Source organism: Chitinimonas sp. BJYL2 (genome assembly GCF_027257935.1).
GTDB lineage: Bacteria > Pseudomonadota > Gammaproteobacteria > Burkholderiales > Chitinimonadaceae > Chitinimonas.
Genome location: NZ_JANZKW010000001.1, coordinates 624,468 through 644,277, shown reverse-complemented (window position 1 = coordinate 644,277; position 19,810 = coordinate 624,468). Strand labels below are relative to the sequence as shown.

At 61.8% G+C, this 19,810-nt stretch carries 19 protein-coding genes and 1 tRNA gene; 7 read left to right on the top strand and 13 right to left on the bottom strand.

All coding sequences use genetic code 11. The features are described 5' to 3' along the window. The first annotated feature begins 237 nt into the window (after nucleotides 1–237). The 3 genes from hemDX to O9X62_RS03050 are packed head-to-tail and all read left to right on the top strand — an operon-like array spanning nucleotide 238 to nucleotide 3,754. A complete protein-coding gene (gene hemDX, locus O9X62_RS03060; RefSeq protein ID WP_269531294.1) occupies nucleotides 238–2,085 on the top strand; it encodes a fused uroporphyrinogen-III synthase HemD/membrane protein HemX in 1,848 nt (615 codons plus the stop codon). Continuing rightward, a complete protein-coding gene (locus O9X62_RS03055; RefSeq protein ID WP_269531293.1) occupies nucleotides 2,082–3,296 on the top strand; it encodes a heme biosynthesis HemY N-terminal domain-containing protein in 1,215 nt (404 codons plus the stop codon). Before hemDX ends, O9X62_RS03055 begins: the two co-directional genes overlap by 4 nt. 2 nt (nucleotides 3,297–3,298) lie before the next feature. Beyond that, nucleotides 3,299–3,754, top strand: coding sequence for a DUF4124 domain-containing protein (locus O9X62_RS03050; RefSeq protein WP_269531292.1), 456 nt, complete (start codon nucleotides 3,299–3,301; stop codon nucleotides 3,752–3,754). Nucleotides 3,755–3,834: 80 nt separating this feature from the next. Here the strand turns inward: O9X62_RS03050 and O9X62_RS03045 are convergent, their stop codons facing one another. From O9X62_RS03045 to O9X62_RS02995, 11 genes are all read right to left on the bottom strand, one after another. Then, on the bottom strand, nucleotides 3,835–4,299 hold the full coding sequence (locus O9X62_RS03045) for a histidine phosphatase family protein (RefSeq protein ID WP_269531291.1): 465 nt from the start codon (nucleotides 4,297–4,299) through the stop codon (nucleotides 3,835–3,837). Then, a complete protein-coding gene (gene ppk1 / locus O9X62_RS03040; protein WP_269531290.1) occupies nucleotides 4,299–6,398 on the bottom strand; it encodes a polyphosphate kinase 1 in 2,100 nt (699 codons plus the stop codon). Before ppk1 ends, O9X62_RS03045 begins: the two co-directional genes overlap by 1 nt. Nucleotides 6,399–6,524: 126 nt before the next feature. Then, nucleotides 6,525–6,800, bottom strand: a complete 276-nt coding sequence (locus O9X62_RS03035; protein WP_269531289.1) for an oxidative damage protection protein — start codon at nucleotides 6,798–6,800, stop codon at nucleotides 6,525–6,527. Between the two features lie 51 nt (nucleotides 6,801–6,851). After that, the gene (gene ychF / locus O9X62_RS03030; protein ID WP_269531288.1) at nucleotides 6,852–7,943 is read right to left on the bottom strand and encodes a redox-regulated ATPase YchF; all 1,092 of its coding nucleotides are present in this window, start codon (nucleotides 7,941–7,943) and stop codon (nucleotides 6,852–6,854) included. A 67-nt stretch (nucleotides 7,944–8,010) separates the two neighbouring features. Then, entirely contained in the window at nucleotides 8,011–8,634 is a 624-nt protein-coding gene (gene pth, locus O9X62_RS03025; RefSeq protein ID WP_269531287.1) for an aminoacyl-tRNA hydrolase, read from the bottom strand. 84 nt (nucleotides 8,635–8,718) lie between these two features. Beyond that, on the bottom strand, nucleotides 8,719–9,318 hold the full coding sequence (locus O9X62_RS03020) for a 50S ribosomal protein L25/general stress protein Ctc (RefSeq protein WP_308446415.1): 600 nt from the start codon (nucleotides 9,316–9,318) through the stop codon (nucleotides 8,719–8,721). Nucleotides 9,319–9,402: 84 nt separating this feature from the next. Next, nucleotides 9,403–10,353: a ribose-phosphate pyrophosphokinase gene (locus O9X62_RS03015; protein ID WP_269531839.1), complete on the bottom strand. Its 951-nt coding sequence runs from the start codon at nucleotides 10,351–10,353 to the stop codon at nucleotides 9,403–9,405. A gap of 98 nt (nucleotides 10,354–10,451) precedes the next feature. Next, a tRNA-Gln gene (locus tag O9X62_RS03010) sits at nucleotides 10,452–10,526 on the bottom strand. A 29-nt stretch (nucleotides 10,527–10,555) separates the two neighbouring features. Beyond that, on the bottom strand, nucleotides 10,556–11,395 hold the full coding sequence (gene ispE / locus O9X62_RS03005; RefSeq protein ID WP_269531286.1) for a 4-(cytidine 5'-diphospho)-2-C-methyl-D-erythritol kinase: 840 nt from the start codon (nucleotides 11,393–11,395) through the stop codon (nucleotides 10,556–10,558). Next, on the bottom strand, nucleotides 11,392–11,955 hold the full coding sequence (lolB, locus tag O9X62_RS03000) for a lipoprotein insertase outer membrane protein LolB (protein WP_269531285.1): 564 nt from the start codon (nucleotides 11,953–11,955) through the stop codon (nucleotides 11,392–11,394). The genes ispE and lolB overlap by 4 nt, the downstream gene beginning before the upstream one ends. After that, on the bottom strand, nucleotides 11,952–13,631 hold the full coding sequence (locus O9X62_RS02995) for a tetratricopeptide repeat protein (RefSeq protein ID WP_269531284.1): 1,680 nt from the start codon (nucleotides 13,629–13,631) through the stop codon (nucleotides 11,952–11,954). The genes lolB and O9X62_RS02995 overlap by 4 nt, the downstream gene beginning before the upstream one ends. A gap of 165 nt (nucleotides 13,632–13,796) precedes the next feature. Here O9X62_RS02995 and mutM point away from each other — a divergent pair, with 165 nt between their 5' ends. From mutM to O9X62_RS02975, 4 genes are all read left to right on the top strand, one after another. Next, nucleotides 13,797–14,612: a bifunctional DNA-formamidopyrimidine glycosylase/DNA-(apurinic or apyrimidinic site) lyase gene (gene mutM / locus O9X62_RS02990; protein WP_269531283.1), complete on the top strand. Its 816-nt coding sequence runs from the start codon at nucleotides 13,797–13,799 to the stop codon at nucleotides 14,610–14,612. 137 nt (nucleotides 14,613–14,749) lie between these two features. Continuing rightward, nucleotides 14,750–16,708 (top strand): dynamin family protein, encoded by a 1,959-nt coding sequence (locus O9X62_RS02985; protein WP_269531282.1) that lies wholly within the window; start codon nucleotides 14,750–14,752, stop codon nucleotides 16,706–16,708. Between the two features lie 133 nt (nucleotides 16,709–16,841). Beyond that, complete coding sequence (locus tag O9X62_RS02980; RefSeq protein ID WP_269531281.1) at nucleotides 16,842–17,165, top strand: H-NS histone family protein; 324 nt, start codon at nucleotides 16,842–16,844, stop codon at nucleotides 17,163–17,165. 206 nt (nucleotides 17,166–17,371) lie between these two features. Beyond that, nucleotides 17,372–18,496, top strand: coding sequence for a VanZ family protein (locus tag O9X62_RS02975; RefSeq protein WP_269531280.1), 1,125 nt, complete (start codon nucleotides 17,372–17,374; stop codon nucleotides 18,494–18,496). 4 nt (nucleotides 18,497–18,500) lie between these two features. On the opposite strand, the gene O9X62_RS02970 is transcribed toward O9X62_RS02975, so the two are convergent. Beyond that, nucleotides 18,501–19,097 (bottom strand): 6-carboxytetrahydropterin synthase, encoded by a 597-nt coding sequence (locus tag O9X62_RS02970; RefSeq protein WP_269531279.1) that lies wholly within the window; start codon nucleotides 19,095–19,097, stop codon nucleotides 18,501–18,503. 66 nt (nucleotides 19,098–19,163) lie between these two features. Next, entirely contained in the window at nucleotides 19,164–19,808 is a 645-nt protein-coding gene (locus tag O9X62_RS02965; RefSeq protein ID WP_269531278.1) for a pyrimidine 5'-nucleotidase, read from the bottom strand. Nucleotides 19,809–19,810: the final 2 nt, after the last annotated feature.

Below are 19,810 nucleotides of genomic sequence, written 5' to 3'. Positions count from 1 at the left end.
CAGCACCGTTCGGATTTGACGGCCATACCGTGTGCCGGGCGCTGATCAGGCAAACGAGACACGGTTGGTCGGGATGGATGATTGAGTTGTAACGACGCATTGCCCCAATATTCGACCCGGTCTTCGGTTTTATCCGGTTCGGCCCCCGTCGCCTTGCAAGACGACGGCTCCTGGGCCGCAGCAGGTTAAGCGTGGTCCGGGAAACACTGCTCAACCGCCCTCAGGGTTTGCTCAAACATGACGCTTGCTCATCGCCGATTTCTTGTCACCCGTCCTGCCAACCAGTCTGCGCAGCTCGCACGACTGTTGAGGGAAGCCGGCGCCGAGCCCCTGCTCGCGCCCATGATCGTGATCAACGACCCGGCCAGCCCAGCCGAGCTGGATGCCGTGCTGACACGTCTGGGGGACTATGACCTGGCTGTGTTTGTCAGCCCCTCGGCACTGGATGAAGTGGGTCGCCGTGTCAGCGCCTGGCCACCCGAGCTGGCCGTGGCCGTAGTGGGGCCGGCATCGCGCGAGCGGGCGGTGGAGCTGGGCATGCTGGAGGTCATCAGCCCCGGCGAGCGTTTTGACAGCGAAGGCCTGCTCGCCCATCCCGCGCTGCAGAAGCTGGAAGGCAAGCGTGTCGTCCTGTTCCGTGGCAATGGCGGGCGCGAGCTGCTGGCCGATACGCTGGTCAGCCGGGGTGCACAGCTGGATGTGGTGGAGGCCTATCGCCGTCAGCCTCCGGCCATCACCACCGACCAGTTGTCGGCCCTGATCGAGCCGGGCTGTGACGGGGTGATCATTACCAGCAGCGAAGCTGCGGAAAACCTGTTTTCCCTTGCCGATGCCGCACTCGCCGAGCAGCTGCGCGGCTTGCGTTTCTTTGTCAGCCACCCGGCGGTAGCCGAGGCAGTCCAGCGTCTGGGCGCCGATGCCGTGACCCTGACCGAGGTCGGGGATGTCGGCATCCTGGCCGGCTTGAACGCCGCGTTTGCCGGCTCACCCGCCCTGCCCGATCCTGAACCCGTAGTCGCACCGCCTGCGCCATCCGCGACTACTGGCGTTCCGTCACCCGCCAGTGCGGCGCCTGCCGTGGCTCGTGCCCCTTCTGCCACGCCGCCTGCACGTTCCATGGTGCGTGGCCGCTGGGCCTTGTTGGGTTTGCTTGCCGCTACCGGGCTGGTCGCCGCCATGCTGTATTACCAGAAGCACGCGCTGGAGCAGACGCTGGAGCGCCGCCTGGCCCAGATCGAGAATCGCCAGCAATCCCTTAGTGCCAGCGATGCCCGTGATGGTGGCCGCATGAGCCAGCTCGATGCGCGGCTGGCATCCATCGATCATCAGCTCGAAGAAGCGCGTGCGCGGCTGGATGATTTACAAACCCTCTATGGCACCATTGCCGGGGATCAGGAAGAGGCCTTGCTGGCCGATGCGGAGCTGACCTTGTCGCTGGCCAGCCAGCAACTTCAGCTCACCGGCAATGTGGGTGCCTCGCTGGCCGCCCTGTACCGTCTGGACGAGCGCCTCGCCGGCCAGGAAAAGCCGCGCCTCGCCCCGCTGCGCCGCGCCCTGGCGCGCGACATCGATGTGCTCAAGCGCTTCCCTTGGGTGGACTATGTGGGTCTGTCAGCGCGTCTCGATAGCCTGGCCGTCGGTGTGGATAAACTGCCCCTCGTCATTGATGCCAATGCCCCCGAAGACATCGCGGCGCGTGCAGAACGCAAGCAGGCCGGTTTCTGGGAGGAGCTGGGCCGCTCGCTGGGCGCCCTGGTGGAGATACGCCGGCTGGACCAGCCTGATCCTGTCTTGCTGCCGCCCCAGCAGGCGCTCTACCTGCGCGAGAACCTCAAGCTGCGCTTGCTCAATGCCCGTCTTGCCCTGCTGCAGCGAGACGATCAGACCTTCCAGCGTGATCTGGCGGCGGCGGAAAACGAGCTGCGCAAGCACTTCAATACCCGCTCACGCCCTGTCCTGGCCGCACTTGCCAGCCTCAAGTCCTTGCGCGCTGCCCAGCCGGCACAGGTCCTGCCTTCGCTCAACGACAGCCTTAATGCGGTGCGTGATGCCCGTCGCAAGGTCAGCCGGGAGGAGCCGAAGTGAGAGTCCTGTTCTGGTTACTGGCCCTGGCGGGTCTGGCTGTCGGCCTGGCCTTGTTTGCCCGCTACAACAGCGGCTATGCCCTGCTGTTCTTCCCGCCCTGGCGCGTAGAGTTGTCGCTGAATGCCTTCGTGCTGTTGTTTGCGGCGCTGGTGCTGGGCGGCTACTGGTTCGTGAGGCTCAGCGACTGGCTGCTCAATATGCCGCGCAATGTACGTCGCTATCACGCCGACAAACGTCGGCGCACGGCCTTGCGTGCCCGGCGTGAGGCCATTCTGGCGCTGATCGAGGGGCGGTATCACAAGTCGGTGCGTGAAGGCTGCCGGGCGCGGGATGCCGAGACCGAGGCCGATATGCGGCTGATCGATACCTTTATCGCAGCTCGCGCAGCGCATTACGGTCGTGATTTCGACACCCGCGACAAGCTGGTGGAGGAAGCCCGTGAAGCTACGGGAGGGCGATCGCTGGCGCTGGATATGCTCGAGGCGGAAATGCTGTATGAGCAGTATCGCAACCGTGAGTCGCTGGTGGCTCTGCAGCGGGTGTACAGCCAGTCGCCCAAGCTCACCGCGGCGCTCAAGCTGGAGCTGAAGATCCGCCAGCAGGAGAATCATCCAGCCCGGGTGATCGAGCTGACCGACATGCTGGAGCGCAACGATGCACTCGATCAGGCGCATGCCACACGTATCCGTAACCATGCCCGGCTTGCGCAGCTGCAACTGAGCCCCATGGATGCCCGGGAGCTGGGCAAGTGGTGGAACGGCCTGCGCAAGGAAGAACAGCGACTGCCCAAGCTGGCCGCGGCTGCGGCCCGACAGTTCATCCGCGTGGGACTGGGTGAGCAGGCAGAGGGCTTGCTGGTCGATGCGCTCGAAGCGAACTGGGATGTGGCGCCGCTGGAGGTGTATGGCGAGCTGAGCCGGCTCGGCGTGAAGGGCGACGCGGTCAAGCGGCTGGCGCGCGCCGAAGACTGGTTGCGGCACCATCCTAGCGATCATCAGCTGTTACTTGCGCTGGGCCGTTTGTGTGCCGATGCCGAACTGTGGGGCAAGGCACGCAACTATCTGGAAGCCAGCATTGCAGTGGCCGCCACGCCCGTGGCCCACGCTGAACTCGGCCAGTTGCTGGAGCAGCTGGGTGACAAGAAAGCGGCAGACCCCCATTACCGTGCCAGCCTGGGTCTGGCACTCGATCTGCTGGAGAAGCGGAGCTGACTGTGCGCGCGCTTGCTACCGTGATCATGCTGTTTGCCTTGCTTGTTCCCCTCGCGCAGGCCGGCCAGGTGTACAAGTGCACCGATGCCAAGGGCAAGGCGTATTTCTCTGACCTGCCTTGCCCAACGGACCTGAAAGCAGACCGGGTGCGTACGGTGGAGAGCGTGATAGGCGGTAGCGGTACTGGCCTGTGGGAAGACCTGGAAGCGGCGGAGCGCGGCAAGCGTGATGCCGAGCGGATTATCGGTCGCGTTGATGACGATGCTGTAAAGGTGAATGCCACGCGCCGTACCGGCAGCGGCAATGGCTACGCGATGGCCCGCAATCTGTGCCTGCAGGCACGCCAGGAGTATCAGGATGCCAAGCGCAAGCTGCAATGCTGGGTGTCACCGACCTGCGAGTCGGATCACACGCGAGAGTTGTTCCGTCGCGCCCGGCAGGCGTGCACCCGGGAGTAAAGCCGAACCGGTTCGGGTGTGGCGCGGGTGGCAGGTGGTGAATGAAGCGGGGTGTAAGGCAGGTGCCGAGGCATCCTGCCCTATAGCTGCTCCGGCGTCAGCATGGCCTTGAGCACGGTTTGCGGGGTGTCGTTGCGGATGCGGTATTGCAGCCACCAGATGGCGCCTTTGCGTGCACTCCAGTCGGCTTCGATACCCGACAGCAGATAGGCCGCCAGCCGGCCGATGGCGGGTTGATGACCAACCAGCAGGGTGGTGCCAGCATCCAGCGGCCAGCCGGCAACGGACAGATAGCTGGCAACGGTGCAGTCCGGGTTCAGTCTTGGGTCGATCAGCGCATGGTCACTGTATGCCGCGGCGGTCTCGCGAGCCCGTAGGGCGGCGCTGCTGACGATGCGCACCTTATCCGGGAGCTGCTCATGCAGCCATGCGGCCATTTTGCGGGCCTGCTTGTGGCCGCGCGTGGTCAATGGACGCGCCAGATCATCCTCACCGTCTTCGGCCTCGGCATGGCGCCAGAGGATCAGGTTGGCTTTCAGGCCCATCAGTCGCGCGCCTTGGCGGCCAGCTCGTCGAGCAGCATGGCCTGTGCGCCACGGGCCTTGCCACCGCGCGGGGTTTTCTTGCGGTAGCGGCCATCGGGCTGCATTTCCCAGGCTTGCGTGTTATCGACCAGATAGGGACGCAGTCCCTCACGAATGATGCGGCGCTTGCTCTTGGCATCGAAGATCGGGAACGCGACTTCGATGCGACGGAAGAAGTTGCGGCCCATCCAGTCGGCGCTGCCCAGGTACAGGTCTTCGGCGCCGTCATGGAAGAAGTAGAACACCCTGGTGTGTTCGAGCAAGCGGCCGACAATCGAACGCACCTTGATGTTCTCGCTGAGCCCCTTCACCCCGGGGCGCAGGGTGCACACGCCACGCACGATCAGGTGGATGGTCACGCCGGCCTGGCTGGCTGCATAGAGGGTCTCGATCAGCGCTGGCTCCAGCAAGGAGTTCATCTTGGCGATGATGACAGCGCGGCGACCGGCGCGGGCGATATCGGCCTCGCGATTGATCGCGGCAATCATCGACGAGTGCATGGTGAACGGCGACTGCCACAGGTGCTTGAGCTTGCCGGGATTGCCCAGGCCGGTCAGCTGCAGGAACACGTCGTTGACGTCGGCGCACTTCTCTTCATTGGCCGTCATCAGGCCAAAGTCGGTGTAGAGCTTGGCGGTGCGCGCGTGGTAGTTGCCGGTGCCCAGATGAGCGTAGCGCTTGAGCCGGCCATCTTCGCGGCGGACGATCAGCAGCATCTTGGCGTGGGTCTTGTAACCGTAAACGCCGTACACCACATGGGCGCCCACACGTTCGAGTTTGGCGGCCCAGTTAATGTTCGCTTCTTCGTCAAAGCGTGCCATCAGCTCGACCACGGCGGTGACTTCCTTGCCGGCCTCGGCGGCCTCGATCAGCGCTTCCATCAGCGCCGAGTCCTTGGAGGTGCGGTACACGGTCATCTTGATGGCCACTACAGCCGGATCGCGCGCGGCCTGCTGAAGCAGGTCGATCACCGGCGTGAAGCTTTGATAGGGGTGGTGCATCAGGATGTCGCCGTGGCGAATGGCGGCGAACAGATCCGGTTGCTTGCGCAATTCCTTGGGGACACCCGGCATGAAGGGCGGGAACTTGAGATCGGGTCGATCCACCTGGTCGGGCACCTGCATCAGGCGAACGAGGTTGACCGGCCCATCGGCGCGGTACAGGTCCTCGTGGCTGAGACCGAACTGCTCCAGCAGGAATTCGCGGATATGTTCGGGGCAGGTATCGGCCACCTCAAGACGCACGGCATCACCGAACTGGCGCTGGCTCAGTTCGCCCTGCAAGGCGGCGCGCAGGTCCTTGACGTCCTCTTCATCGACGTTGAGATCGGAGTCGCGCGTCACCCGGAACTGGTAGCAGCCGTGCAGTGTCATGCCGGGAAACAGCTGGTCCACATGCGCGTGAACGATGGAGGAGAGGAACACGAAGCCGTGCTCCACGCCGGACACCTCGGGCGGCAGCTTGATGAAGCGCGGGAAGATGCGCGGCGCCTGGACGATGGCGATATTGGAGCTGCGGCCGAAGGCATCGGTGCCTTCCAGTTCGATCGCGAAGTTGAGGCTCTTGTTCAGCAGGCGCGGGAATGGATGTGCGGGGTCCAGGCCAATCGGTGTGAGTACCGGCGCTAGTTCGCGGTCGAAGTATTCTTTCACCCAAGCGCGTTGTGCGTCGTTCCACAGGGTACGGCGCAGGAAGGCAATGCCTTCCTTCTCCAGCGCCGGTAGCAACACCTCGCGGAAGATGCGGTACTGGCGTTCGACCAGTGCATGCGCATCCGCGGCGATCTGGTGGAAGGCCGCTTCCGGCGACAGGCCATCGGGGGCCGGCCGCGTCGTGTGCATGCGGATGTTTTCCTTGACCCAGGCTACCCGCACTTCGAAGAACTCGTCCATATTGCTGGACACGATGCACAGGAACTTCAGCCGTTCGAGCAGTGGATTGTTCGGGTCTTCGGCCTGTGCCAGTACCCGCCGGTTGAATTCCAGCAGACCCAGTTCCCGGTTCAGGAACAGGTCGGCAGCGTGCGAGTTCGGGTTGGAGTACGGGTGGGCATGGCTCATGGGGATGCAGGTTCCGGGCTGGGTGGTACGCAAGGTCAGTATAGCGAGCAACGAGGGTGACCATTGCCGGGGTCGACGCCAAAAACACAATGGCCGCACTGGGCGGCCATCGGAAGGGAGACTGCGTTACGCCGAAGGCGGAACGTAGCCCTGCGCGGCATCGACAGCGCCACTGCCAAAGAAGTAGTTCTGCATCTGCTGCGACAGATAGGCGCGTGCCTTGCTGTCGGCCAGGTTGAGCCGATTTTCGTTGATCAGCATGGTCTGGTGCTTCACCCAGGCCTGCCAGGCCTCTTTGGAAACCGTGTCGAAAATCTTCTTGCCCAATTCGCCCGGCAGCGGCGCGAAATCCAGCCCTTCGGCCTCGCGGCCGAGTTTGACGCAATTCACCATTCTGGCCATCTTGCTTGTCCTCGCTAAGGTAGTGCTTGTTCGTGACAGTCCGATGAAAGATCAGACGTTAAACAGGAAGTTCAGGACGTCGCCATCCTTGACCACGTATTCCTTGCCTTCGGCCCGCATCTTGCCGGCTTCCTTGGCGCCCTGTTCGCCCTTGTAGGCAATGAAGTCATCAAAGGAAATCGTCTGCGCGCGAATGAAGCCGCGCTCGAAATCGGTGTGGATCACGCCGGCTGCCTGCGGGGCGGTGTCGCCGATATGGATGGTCCAGGCACGGACTTCTTTCACGCCGGCGGTGAAGTAGGTCTGCAGCCCCAGCAACTGGAAGGCAGCGCGGATCAGGCGATTCAGGCCCGGCTCGGCCTGGCCCAGCTCAGCCAGGAACTCGGCCTTGTCGGCATCGTCCAGCTCGGCAATCTCGGATTCGATGGCGGCGCAAACGGCTACTACCGGTGCACCCTCGCCGGCTGCGTGGGCCTTGACCTTGTCGAGCAGGGGGTTGTTCTCGAAGCCGCCCTCGGCCACATTGGCCACATACATGGCCGGCTTGATGGTCAGCAGGCACAGGGACTTGATCAGCAGCTTTTCGTCATCGCTCAGGCCGGCTGAGCGGGCGGGGTTGCCCTCGTTCAGATGCGGCACCAGCTTTTCGAGCACCTTGACCAGGGCAATCGCTTCCTTGTCGCCGCTCTTGGCCTTCTTGCCATCGCGCTGGATGGCTTTTTCCACGGTGGCGAGGTCAGCCAGAGCCAGTTCGGTGCCAATGACGATGATGTCGTCGATCGGGTCGACTTTGCCGGCCACGTGGACGATGTTGTCGTCGTTGAAGCAGCGCACCACATTCACGATGGCGTCGGTCTCACGGATATTGGCAAGGAACTGGTTGCCCAGACCTTCACCCTTGGAGGCGCCCGCCACCAGGCCGGCAATATCGACGAACTCGACAATGGCCGGCACGATCTTCTGAGGGTTGATGATGGCGGCCAGCTGTTGCAAACGCGGGTCCGGCACTTCCACCACGCCGACGTTCGGCTCGATGGTGCAGAAGGGGTAGTTGGCCGCTTCGATGCCCGCCTTGGTCAGGGCGTTGAAGAGGGTCGATTTGCCGACATTGGGTAGTCCGACGATGCCGCACTTGAGGCTCATGGGGTGCTTCCTTTACTTGATGCGTGATGCTGATGTCAGCAAAAACGTGATTCTAAACGGTAGGCGATCAGCTGTCGGCTTTGGCGGGTTTGGGCTTGGCGTTGATCTTCATTGTCGCCTTGGCAAAGTCGCCCTTGGCCAGCATCGGCCAGGCCGCCAGCGTGCGGCCAATGGCCTCGTCGATCAGCGGCTGCTCGTTCTGGCGCGGCCGGTGCAATACGAAATCGGCTACCGGCTGATTCAGGTTCAGTGTGCGCGGGTGGCCGACACCGAGCCGTAAGCGCCAGAAGTCGGGTGTGCCCAGCAGCGCCTGGATGTCCTTGAGGCCATTGTGGCCCGCATGTCCGCCGCCCTGTTTGAGCTTGGCTTCGCCGGGCAGCAGATCCAGTTCATCGTGCACCACGAGGATGGCTTCGGGCGCAATCTTGTAAAAGCGCGCAAGCGCCGCAACCGACTGGCCGGAGCGATTCATATAGGTACTGGGTTCCAGCAGCCAGAGCTCGGCCTCGCCGCCGCGTACGCGGCCGGCCAGCCCGAGAAACTTGCTTTCGACCTGCAGCGTGGTGCCCAGCTCGCGGGCGAGCGCATCCACCCACCAGAAGCCGGCGTTATGGCGGGTTTCGGCGTACTCGGCACCGGGGTTGCCAAGACCGACAACCAGACGGATGGGCGGTGTGGAGGCACTGCTCATGAGAAATCCTGAATCGCGAAGTCCAAAAACGAAAACGGCTCGCCGGCCCAAGGGGCGACGAGCCGTCATCAGACTGCGTGCTGATTACTCGGCAGCAGCTTCTTCCGTAGCAGCACCGCGAACCGACAGGATGGTCGCGACGGTTGCATTGTCGCCATGCTTCAGGGCAACAAAGGCAACGCCTTCCGGCAGCGTGATGTCGGCCAGGTGGATCGAGTGACCGGCTTCGAGCGTCTTCAGGTCAACTTCGATGAACTCTGGCAGCTTGCCCGGCAGGCACTCGACATCGGCGTCGGTCATCACGTGCGACACGATGCCGCCGCCCAGCTTCACGCCAGGGGCCACGTCGGCGTTGATGAAGTGCAGCGGAACCTTGATATGGATCTTCTGGCTGGCGTCAACGCGCTGGAAGTCCACGTGGTTCACGATCTGCTTCCAGGGGTGGTACTGGGCGTCACGCAGCAGCACGGTTTCGGTCTTGCCGTCGACGTTCAGCGACAGGATCGAAGCGTGGAAGGCTTCGTGCTGCATGGCGTGGTACAGGTTGTTGTGGTCCAGTTCGATGGCCACAGGTTCGGCATTGCCACCGTAGATGATGCCGGGGACCTTGCCAGCGCGACGCAGGCGGCGGCTCGCACCCGTACCCTGTTCGACGCGCTTGGTAGCGATAACTTCGATAGTCATGGGTCTTGCTCCTGATACAAAAGGCATCATCCGCGACCAGATGACGCCCGGTTATGCAGCCGACGGTTGCCGGCTGCGAAATGCTTAATCGACGAAAAGGGTGGAGACCGACTCTTCGTTATTGATGCGACGCAAGGTCTCGGCCAACAGCGGTGCCAGGCTGACCACGCGGATGCGCTCGGACTTGCGGGCGGCATCGCTGAGTGGGATGGTATCGGTAACGACCAGCTCATCCAGTTCCGACTGGGTGATGCGTTCGATGGCCGGGCCCGACAGTACCGGGTGCGTGGCATAGGCCAGCACGCGCTTGGCACCATGCTTCTTGAGGGCTTCGGCAGCCTTGCACAGGGTATTGGCGGTGTCGACCATGTCATCCATGATCAGGCAGGTGCGGCCTTCGACTTCACCAATGATGTGCATCACCTCAGCCACATTGGCCTTGGGGCGACGTTTGTCGATGATGGCCAGCTCGCAGTTGAGCTGCTTGGCCATGGCGCGGGCACGCAGCACGCCGCCCACGTCTGGCGAGACCACCATCAGGTCTTCGTAGTTCTTGGTACGCACGTCATCGAGCAGTACGGGCGTAGCGTAGATATTGTCCACGGGGATGTCGAAGAAGCCCTGGATCTGGTCGGCGTGCAGGTCCACCGTCAGCAGGCGGTCCACGCCGGCGGCTTGCAGCATGTTGGCCACAACCTTGGCCGAGATCGGCACGCGGGCCGAACGCGGACGACGGTCTTGGCGCGCATAGCCGAAGTAGGGCATGGCGGCGGTGATCCGGCCGGCCGATGCGCGCTTGAGCGAATCGACCATCAGCAGGACTTCCATCAGGTTGTCATTGGTGGGGGCACAGGTCGATTGCAGCACGAACACATCGCGGCCACGCACGTTCTCGAGCAGTTCGACCGTGCACTCGCCGTCGCTGAAGCGACCAACCGACGCGCGGCCTACGGTGATGTCCAGATGCTTGGCAACGTCATCCGCGAGCTGCGGGTGCGCGTTGCCGGTAAAGATCATCAACTTTTCGTAGGCCATGGCATTGTCCTCGACAAAAAAAGAAAGCGTGTAATCGTTATTACACGCTTTCTGGTTCGGCTTGCTACTGACGGTGCGCATTTACGCCCCGGAGAATTTGGCAGGGGAGGTAGGGATCGAACCTACGAATGTCGGAATCAAAATCCGATGCCTTACCACTTGGCGACTCCCCTAAATCTGCCCGATTGATTATGACAGCCAATCAATCCAGCAAATCAAACAAAGGATGCTGCATCAAGCCTTGCGCGACAAATCCTTGCATGGTGGCGGGCAAGGCAGTCATGACGCGCTCGGCGTCGGCTTGGGTGCTGAATGCAGCAAACACACAAGCCCCCGATCCGGTCATCATTGCGGGGCTGAATTGATTCAGCCATTCAATGTAATTGGCAATGATCGGGTATTTCCGTTTGGCGACTGTTTCCAGATCATTTCTGACCCCGTCGCTCGGAAAGGTCGACATTATTATGGGCTTGGTATTACGTGTCAAGCCGGGGTCTGAAAATATCTCTGCGGTCGGCACGGCGACCGGCGGGGTGAGCACCACATACCAGGCCGGCGGCAGGGTGATGGCCTGAAGAGCCTCGCCCACGCCCTCGGCGTAGGCATTGCGGCCAAAGATGAATGCCGGGACGTCGGCGCCCAGTTGTAATCCGAGCGTTTCCAGGGCGTGCCGGCTGAGGCCGGTTTGCCATAAATGGTTCAGCGCAATCAGCACCGTGGCCGCATCCGAGCTGCCGCCGCCCAGACCGCCGCCCATGGGCAGGCGCTTGTCGATACGCAGGCGGCAACCCTGCCGGCAACCGGTGGCTGCCTGCAAGCGCTGCGCGGCGCGGACCATCAGATCCTGTGCCGGGGGCACGCCGGGAATCGGGCTGTCGTGGTGGATGGTGCCGTCGTCTGTCAGGGCGATATGGACGGTATCGCCATGATCGATGAGTTGAAAGACGGTTTGCAGCAGGTGATAACCATCGACGCGACGACCGGTAACGTGAAGGAACAGGTTGAGTTTTGCGGGGGCGGCGAAAGGCTGGAAGGCAGTCATGGTCCGGTGGCGTTCAGGTTCCAGTCGTAAAGGGCGATGCGTACATCGAGGTCGGTTTGGCCAAGGTGTATCCGCTGGGGTGTGGTACCGGCCACCCAGGCCGGGTAACGCACTTGCCAGCCGGCCTGTGTCAGCACGCGCGCTTCCGCATCCTGGTGCCAGGTGGCGCCGATCTCCGGGGTGGCCATGCCCAGCAGCCAGTAGCGCAGATGGCTGGCGGGGAGACGCCAGCCCAGCTCGCGTTCACTGACCGTCTCGATATCGCCCTCGGTACGCAACTGTCCGTTGCCGTCATAGAAGCGGATCTCCGATCCCGACAAGGTCAGCCGTGCCTGGATCTGGCCCAGCGGATTGCTGATCTCGACGGTGTCTTGATCGGGGGTGTGCTCCCAGCGAAAACGCGCGCTGTAGCCCTTGCCTGCGGCGTTGACCCCAACCTTGCCGCTGACCGCGTAGCGATCGGGCAGCTGGGTGATGGCGGCAGGGGGTGGAGGCGGGCTGGCGCAGCCTGCCAGAAGCAGGGCGCCGGCCAGCAGACCGGCCAGACCGATACGGCTCATTTGCCGGTCAGCCTTTGTATGGTCTCCAGCAGCACCTCATCTGCAGGATCGCTCTTGCGGCCTTGTTCCCAGATCTTGAGCGCATCCCGCTGGCGACCGGATTGCCACAGCGCTTCGCCCAGATGCGCGGCAATCTCCGGATCAGGCAGTTTCTTGAATGCCTTGTCGAGCAAGCGTATGGCTTCCGCCAGATTGCCGCGACGGTACTCGAGCCAGCCCATGCTGTCGATGATGACCGGGTTGTCGGGCTCCTTGGCCAGTGCCTGCCGCAGCAGGGCTTCGGCCTCATCAAACCGGTTTGTACGGTTGGCCAGGGTGTAACCGAGTGCATTCAGACCGATGGGGTTGTCGGGCTTGAGCGCCAGATACTGGCGCAGGTCGCGTTCCGACGCGGCGATGTCGCCTTGAAGGTCATGAATCAGGGAGCGTTCATAGATCAGCTCAGGGTGATCCTTGTGCTTGCCCAGGCCGCGATCCAGTGCGGCGCGAGCGGCGTCCAGCTGCTTGAGTTCCCGCAGCACCTGGGACTCCAGCTGGATCTTGGCGATCTGCTCGTCGGCCGTACGCTCCGGCAGGCGCGCGACGGCGGCCATGGCGGCCTCCTGGCGTCCGGCTTGCGCTTCGATGCGGGCTAGATGGGTGGCGGCTTGTGCGGCGTATTCCCCTTCGGTGATCTGTTCGAACTCGGTGCGTGCCTCGGCGAGTTTGTTCTGCTGCTCGGCGACCAGACCCAGGTAGTAGCGCAGGGTGCCGAGCTGGGGTGTGCCCAAGGCGATGGCGCGACGCAGGACGATCTCTGCTCCCGGGTAATCCTGCAGCTGGATGGCGCAGTGTGCATCGCCGACCAGAAACTCGATCTGATCCGGAAAGTCCTTGATCAAACCCGCATACAGCTTGCGTGCGGCATCGAACTGGCGAGCATCGGCATGCCGGGTTGCCAGCGCGGACCGCAAGGCGCGCGATGTCGGTTGGCGCTTGAGTTGCGCGCTCAGATAGGGGATGGCGCTGCCTGGGTTGACTTCTTCACCCAGTGCGGCCCGGTAGAGCATGCCGTGCTCCCAGTCCGGCTTGCGCCGCAGGGCTTCGTCGGCAGCGATCAGTCCGGCGGGTTTGTCGCCAGCGCGGACGGCGGCGACAGCGGAGGCAAACGCGGCCTCGCCGAGTTCGGGGTATTGCGCGGCCAGCCTATCGGTCAACGCCCGGGTAGCCTCGGGTTTGCTCTGGCTGGGCCATTGCGCCGCCAGCTGCAGGAAGATGGCGGGTACGTCAGCGGGGCGCTTGGCCATCCAGGCAGCGAGTTCGGCTTCAGCCTCGTTCAGGCGGTTGGTGCGGATCAGCAAGTTGATCAGCATTTGCTGCGCGATCGGGCTTTCGGGCTCGATGGATTTCCAGATTTGCGCCGCTTGCATGGATTGATCCACTTTGCCTGCGGCGAAGGCGAGTTCCATGGCCCGCCGCGCTGCGCGGGGGTCGCGGGTTTGACGGGCTACGTCGAGCCAGGCGTCGGCTGCCAGGGGGCGATTGCCGTGGCTCGCCGCCATATCGCCAACCAGCATGCCGAACAGCAACTCGGGGGTCAGAGCCTGCTTGGGGTAGTCGGGCTCAATCGGTGCGGGTGCAACGGCCGGGCCTGCTTCCTCGGTTTCGGCCGGTGGTGCTGGCGGGGTTGCCGCCATGGCAGTCGCGGGCGCGCTAACGGGGGTGGCGCAGCCAGTCAGCCAGCAGGCCGCAATGATTGCAACAATGCCCAGAGGGCGTGAGCTTGACGTCAACATCCGATTGTCCTTGGCCTGCATGCTATATTCGACCGCTATCCCATCTTAACCCGTCTGGGTGGCTTCATGCCCGAATTGCCCGAAGTCGAAACCACGCGCCGCGGTATTGCACCAGCGCTGGCAGGGCAGCACATCGGCGGTGTGATTGTTCGAGACTCCCGTTTGCGTTGGCCGGTTCCCGCGGATCTCGGCGAGGCGATCCGCGGTAAGCCGATATTGGGTGTGCGGCGCCGCGGCAAATATCTGCTGATTGATTTGCCCGATGGCAGCCTACTGATCCATCTGGGCATGTCTGGCAGCCTGCGTGTTGTCGATCCGGCCTTCCCGCTGGCCAAGCATGACCACGTGGACCTGCTGCTATCTGGTGGTCGGTGTTTGCGCTTTCACGATCCACGCCGATTTGGCGCCGTACTTTGGGCGCCGGGTAATGCGCTCGAGCATCCTTTGATGCGCCACCTGGGGCCGGAGCCGTTTGATCCGGCATTTCATGGCGATTATTTATGGCGTAGCGCTCATGCATCGCGTCGGGCAATCAAGCTGGTATTGATGGATGGCCAAATTGTGGTCGGTGTCGGGAATATCTACGCCAACGAAGCCTTGTTTCGTGCCGGAATACGGCCGGCCCGCGCGGCCAATCGACTCACGCGCAAGGAGAGCGACTTGCTGGTGGCGACGGTGCGCGATGTATTGACCGAGGCGATTGCAGCCGGCGGCAGTACCCTGCGGGATTTTGTCGATAGCGAGGGCAAGCCGGGTTATTTCCAGCAGCGGTATTTTGTATATGGCCGTGGCGCGGAATCCTGCCTGCGATGCCAAAGCCCGATAGCTGAAAAAAAGCTGGGACAGCGTGCCACTTTCTGGTGTCCGCAATGTCAACGCTGAATTAATCCGCTGGACGGGTGTTTACGAGTGGCGGGTAAACGGCGATGGCCGAGCTTGCGGCAAAGCCATTCACGCTATTTAATTGCATATCACGGCGCCTGATCCGGCGCCACATTCTTGAGTCACGGGTAAATCCAATGTCAAACGATAATCTGGTTGCGAATTTCGAGGCCTACAGCGAGTGGCGTGGCCATCTGATCCAGCGGATCGGCGAATTGCAACGCTGGTTGTCGGAGCAAGATCTCAATGATGCGCAAACCAATATGCGCATCCAGCATTTGCTCGACAAATTGCGGGAAGACAAGCTCAACATTGCGTTTGTAGCTGAATTCTCGCGGGGTAAATCCGAACTCATCAACGCGATTTTCTTTGCCGAATACAAACAGCGGATCCTGCCTTCCTCGGCCGGCCGTACAACCATGTGCCCGACCGAGCTGCAATATGACCCGGCCCGGCCCAATTGCATCCAGCTGCTACCGATTGAAACCCGTGGTACGGATACCACGACCTCTGAGTACCGTCGCTACCCGGAGGAATGGACCAGCATTCCCCTGGATATCGATTCAGGCGAAGCCATGCTTGCCGCCTTCCAGCAAGTAGGGCAAAAGAAATGGGTCAGTATCGATGAGGCCAAGCGCCTGGGCCTGTTTGATGAGAGCGATGCTGATCATCATCTGGCCGCCCGGGACGGCAAGATCGAGATCCCCTGCTGGCGCCATGCGGTGATCAACTTCCCGCATCCGCTGCTCAAGCAAGGTCTGGTGATTCTCGATACGCCCGGCCTCAATGCCATCGGTACCGAGCCTGAGCTGACGCTGAACCTGTTGCCCAACGCGCATGCCATCCTGTTCATCCTCGCCGCCGATACGGGCGTGACCAAGACCGATATCGATGTCTGGCGCAATCACATCAGCAAGGGCCAGGGCGGTCAGCGTGGCCGTATCGTGGTGCTCAACAAGATCGATGGCCTGTGGGATAGCCTCAAGTCGGAATCGGAAATCAACGCCGAGATCGACAAGCAGGTCAAGACCAGCGCCGAGCTGCTGGGTGTGAAGACCAGTCAGGTCTTCCCCGTGTCGGCCCAGAAAGGGCTGGTTGCCAAGATCAACGACGACCACGCGCTGGTGGAAAAGACGCGCATCCGCCAGCTCGAACATGCGCTGTCGGAGGACCTGATCCCGTTCAAGCAGGAAATTGTCCGCGACAACACCCAGACCGAAATCGAAGACCTGGTCCTTGCCACGCGCGGCATTCTCAATGCGCGGCGGGAAGGTGTGAAAGAGCAGCTGGACGAGTTGACGGCACTGCGCGGCAAGAATCGAGATGTGATTGAACACATGCTCGACAAGATCCAGGAAGAAAAGGTGCATTTCGAGCGCGGCATGCAGCGTTTCCAGGCTTTGCGCAGCGTGTTTTCACAGCAAACCAATGTGCTGTTCGGCTATCTGGGCATGGACAGCCTGAAAAACCGCATTACCAAAACCCGCGTTGAAATGGATAACTCCTCCTTTTCATCGGGCCTGACCTCGGCCATGCAAAAGTTTTTCAAGGAAATTAACGGCAACATTACCCGCTCGGCCGAACAGGTCGCGGAAATACAGGCCATGATGTCCGGCATGTACAAGAAATTCAGTGAGGAACATGGCCTGGGTGCCGTAACCCCGCCGCCTTTTTCCACGCTCAAGTACCACAAGGAAGTGGCGAGACTCGAAAAAAGTTTCCACGAGCACTTCAATACACTCGGCACCATCCTGACGACTTCGCAGAACAAGCTGACCAAGAAATTCTTTGAAACCATCGCCAATCGCGTGGTCTATGTGTACGAAGTGGCCAACCGGGATGTGGAGAACTGGCTCAAGGCCGTGATGGCGCCCATGGAGACGCAGGTGCGCGAACACCAGATGCAATTGCGTCGCCGGCTGGAGAGCGTGAAGCGTATCCACAAGGCAACCGATACCCTCGAAGACCGCATTGAAGAGCTGACGGAAATCAATACAGGCATCCAGCAGCAATTGGCCGAGCTGGATACCCGTTTGCGTAATACCTATGCGGCGCTAAGCCGGGAGATGCAGCCGGTGGAACGGCATGCAGCCTGATTGGTAATGACATTCGCATGACATTGATTTAAAACTGCTTTTGCAATTGCCGGTTGATTATGTATTTTAGTCACTGCATAATTAATTCGCGCATTGCCGACTAATCACGAATTGAAATCCGGGAGTCATTAAAATGGTGGATATTTCCAGCCTGTCGCTTCCCCAGCTGTATCAGCTGCAAAAAGACCTTGATCGCGAGATTGGTCGCCGCAAGGTCGAAGACAAGCAGAAGGCGATTGCCGATCTGCAGAAACTGGCTGCTGAGCGTGGCTTCAGCCTCAACGAATTGCTGGGTGCCGAAGCAGCCAGCAAGCGCGGTGGCAAGCGTGGCCCTGTGGCCGCCCAGTTCCGTAATCCGGCCAACCCGGAACAGACCTGGAGTGGCCGTGGCCGCAAGCCGCAGTGGGTTGCAGATCACCTGGCCAAGGGTGGCAACATCGATACCCTGCGCGTCTGAGCTTCGCTTCAGCACACCAGTAATGCAAAACGGGAGCTCAGGCTCCCGTTTTGCATTACTGGTGCAGCGTACCCGGCTTGATGGCGATGTGTATCAGCCTGGGCATGCCGGGCATGCTAAGCTTTTTCACGAACCGATCATGTCCGGCGCCCGTCTCGCCCGGCGATCCCCCCTGATCAAACCTTGCTGAGTTGTCCTGACGCCTGATGCGCTGGCAGTTGCCCATTTCCTATCTTGCGCGCGGTGCCGCACCGTCCTTGCTGGGGCGGCATTTCCTGCTGGCCTGGCATGCGGTCATCCTCGTGACGAGCTGGTATCCGTTCAGCGGCTGGCGATACACAGGCGAGGGCGTGTTTGCCTTCTACACCTATCCGCTCCCCTATTACTTTACCCTGGCGGACAACCTTCTGAATCTCCTGGCCTATGTCCCGCTGGGATATGCGTGGGCGATGGCGTGGCGTTGCCGGTGGTACGCGCCCCTGCTGGCCTTGTTGTTCGGTGGGGCGCTGTCGGTGCTGGTCGAGTTCGTGCAGCAGTTTCTCCCGGGACGCGTGCCATCCAATCTGGACGTGATGTTCAATGCGGCGGGCGCATTGGCAGGGGCGTTGCTGGCGGGTTTGTCTACCCGCCTGATGCTGGTGCGGCTCTGGTATGTATGGCGACAGCGCTGGCTGCGTGAGGGTGCTGGCACGGATCTGGGCCTGACCCTGCTGGTGGTCTGGCTGATCGCCCAGATGAATCCCACCGTGCCATTGTTTGGTGTGGTGGTGCAGCCGCTGGGCATTCCTCAGCCCTGGACCTCGCCGGTGGCCAACGCAGCTCTGTTCCTGCGTGTGCTGGAGGCGGCGGGGGTGATGCTCAGCGTCAGCGGTGTGGGCCTGCTGGTGGCGGGTCTGGTGGCGCAACGACGCCATGCTGCAATGGCCATCTGGTTGCTGGTGCTGACTGCCGTGGTGGTGAAGATGCTGTTTGCCGGGGCCTTGCTCAAGCCGACCGAATTTCTTGCCTGGTTCAATCTGAATGTGTTGGCCGGGGCTGTTGGCGCAGCCATCCTGATGGTCCTGCTGCTTCGCTTGCGGCGGCATTGGCAGTCGTTGGCTGCCTTGGCATGCATTGCGTTGGCGCAGTGGGTGGAGGCAGTCTGGCCACTGGTCAGCCACCCTTCTGGTGTCGCCAACCTGTTCCGGTGGCGCTATGGGCATCTGCGTGATTTCAGTGGCTTGAGCCAGACCCTGTCTGAGGCGTGGCCCTGGCTCGCCATGGGCTATCTGGCCTGGCGCTTCTACGGCGAGTGGGTGCGTACACGTCAGCCGGTGGTGATCCGGCTGTGATTCATCAGGGTTGTACTTGCAGGGTGATGTGCGGATTCACGAAACGCTCGCCGCGGAGCAGCCTGTCCATCATGTGCGGGTCTTTCCACTCAGCCTTGCACTGGTCCGAAAAAATCACCTGATCCAGCGCAATGGCGCCCATGCGCGGGTTGTAGGCATCTTCCCGGAAGCACTGTGCGTAACCGGTTTCGGTTTCGTGGGCGATGACCGAGTGCAGGGTGACGACATCCTCGCCGTTGTTCATGTCGGTCTGCTTGAGGATCGCGTCAATCAGTACAAAGAACAGCCGTGAAAACTGTTCGGCCGAGGGCGAGACCGGCATGGCAATCCAGCGAGCCGAATATTCCTTGGCCCAGCGGATGTAATCAGCCTCGTCACGGTCCCAGAAACAGATGGCGTGATCGAAGGCGTCGATTACATCCCGGATCGTGCCCTTCATCAGGCCGAAGTCGTAGACCATCTGGCCATGATCGAGCGCATGGGCTTCGAGCAGTACTTCCACCTTGTAGCTGTGGCCGTGGATCGACAAGCGGCAGCGCTCGCTACTGCAATTGCGCACGATGTGCGCGCTCTCGAACTTGAACAGCTTGCGGATGAGCATGATGTTGGGCCTGCGGGTGAATGGGCGAATTGTGCCAGTCTGGGTGTGAAATACCAGCCTGAACCCTCAGCTTAACCAACCCATGCGGCGCGCGGCGCGCGGCAGATCGGCGAGTACGTCGATGGTCAGATCAGCAAACGGGTCTCGCACCGCATGCGGGCCGATCCAGACCGTGCGCATGCCCAGCCGCTTGGCTGTGCGCAGATTGGCGTGCGTATCGTCCACCATGATGCAGTGATGCGGCCGCAGCCGGTGGCGCGCAAGCAGGGTGCGGTAGCCGAAAGGGTGTGGTTTGGGCCGGATGCGTGTGTGCTCGATGGCGAGCAGTGCGGTGAAGTGGTGGCGGATGCCCAGACCGCGCAACACCCGCTCGGCATAGGCGGCGGGGCCATTGGTGAACAGCAGCTTGCGGCCATGCAGCTGGTTCAGGCTGCGCTTGAGCGATTGCATGGGGGTAAGCTGGTGCTCCAGCGAGGGGAAGCGGTGGGTTTCGGCGAGAAAGTGCGTCGGGTCCACGCCGCGACGCACCAGTCCCGCCAGCGTGCTGCCGCGGGTTTCCAGAAAATGCTGGCGCAGATAGTCCGCCTCGGGCTTGTCCACGCCCAGGTTATGCATGATGTAGGCCGTCATCTGCCGGTTGATTTCCGGGAAGACGAAGGGGTCGGCATCGTGCAGGGTGTTGTCGAGGTCGAAAATCCAGGTCGGGTGCATGG

Excerpts from the sequence above, each read along its gene's own strand:
- hemDX (WP_269531294.1), top strand. The coding sequence starts at position 238 with ATGACGCTTGCTCATCGCCGATTTCTTGTCACCCGTCCTGCCAACCAG.
- O9X62_RS03045 (WP_269531291.1), bottom strand. The coding sequence starts at position 4,299 with ATGGGCCTGAAAGCCAACCTGATCCTCTGGCGCCATGCCGAGGCCGAA.
- ppk1 (WP_269531290.1), bottom strand. The coding sequence starts at position 6,398 with ATGAGCCATGCCCACCCGTACTCCAACCCGAACTCGCACGCTGCCGAC.
- O9X62_RS03035 (WP_269531289.1), bottom strand. The coding sequence starts at position 6,800 with ATGGCCAGAATGGTGAATTGCGTCAAACTCGGCCGCGAGGCCGAAGGG.
- ychF (WP_269531288.1), bottom strand. The coding sequence starts at position 7,943 with ATGAGCCTCAAGTGCGGCATCGTCGGACTACCCAATGTCGGCAAATCG.
- pth (WP_269531287.1), bottom strand. The coding sequence starts at position 8,634 with ATGAGCAGTGCCTCCACACCGCCCATCCGTCTGGTTGTCGGTCTTGGC.
- O9X62_RS03020 (WP_308446415.1), bottom strand. The coding sequence starts at position 9,318 with ATGACTATCGAAGTTATCGCTACCAAGCGCGTCGAACAGGGTACGGGT.
- O9X62_RS03015 (WP_269531839.1), bottom strand. The coding sequence starts at position 10,353 with ATGGCCTACGAAAAGTTGATGATCTTTACCGGCAACGCGCACCCGCAG.
- ispE (WP_269531286.1), bottom strand. The coding sequence starts at position 11,395 with ATGACTGCCTTCCAGCCTTTCGCCGCCCCCGCAAAACTCAACCTGTTC.
- lolB (WP_269531285.1), bottom strand. The coding sequence starts at position 11,955 with ATGAGCCGTATCGGTCTGGCCGGTCTGCTGGCCGGCGCCCTGCTTCTG.
- O9X62_RS02995 (WP_269531284.1), bottom strand. The coding sequence starts at position 13,631 with ATGGCGGCAACCCCGCCAGCACCACCGGCCGAAACCGAGGAAGCAGGC.
- mutM (WP_269531283.1), top strand. The coding sequence starts at position 13,797 with ATGCCCGAATTGCCCGAAGTCGAAACCACGCGCCGCGGTATTGCACCA.
- O9X62_RS02985 (WP_269531282.1), top strand. The coding sequence starts at position 14,750 with ATGTCAAACGATAATCTGGTTGCGAATTTCGAGGCCTACAGCGAGTGG.
- O9X62_RS02980 (WP_269531281.1), top strand. The coding sequence starts at position 16,842 with ATGGTGGATATTTCCAGCCTGTCGCTTCCCCAGCTGTATCAGCTGCAA.
- O9X62_RS02975 (WP_269531280.1), top strand. The coding sequence starts at position 17,372 with ATGCGCTGGCAGTTGCCCATTTCCTATCTTGCGCGCGGTGCCGCACCG.
- O9X62_RS02970 (WP_269531279.1), bottom strand. The coding sequence starts at position 19,097 with ATGCTCATCCGCAAGCTGTTCAAGTTCGAGAGCGCGCACATCGTGCGC.
- O9X62_RS02965 (WP_269531278.1), bottom strand. The coding sequence starts at position 19,808 with ATGCACCCGACCTGGATTTTCGACCTCGACAACACCCTGCACGATGCC.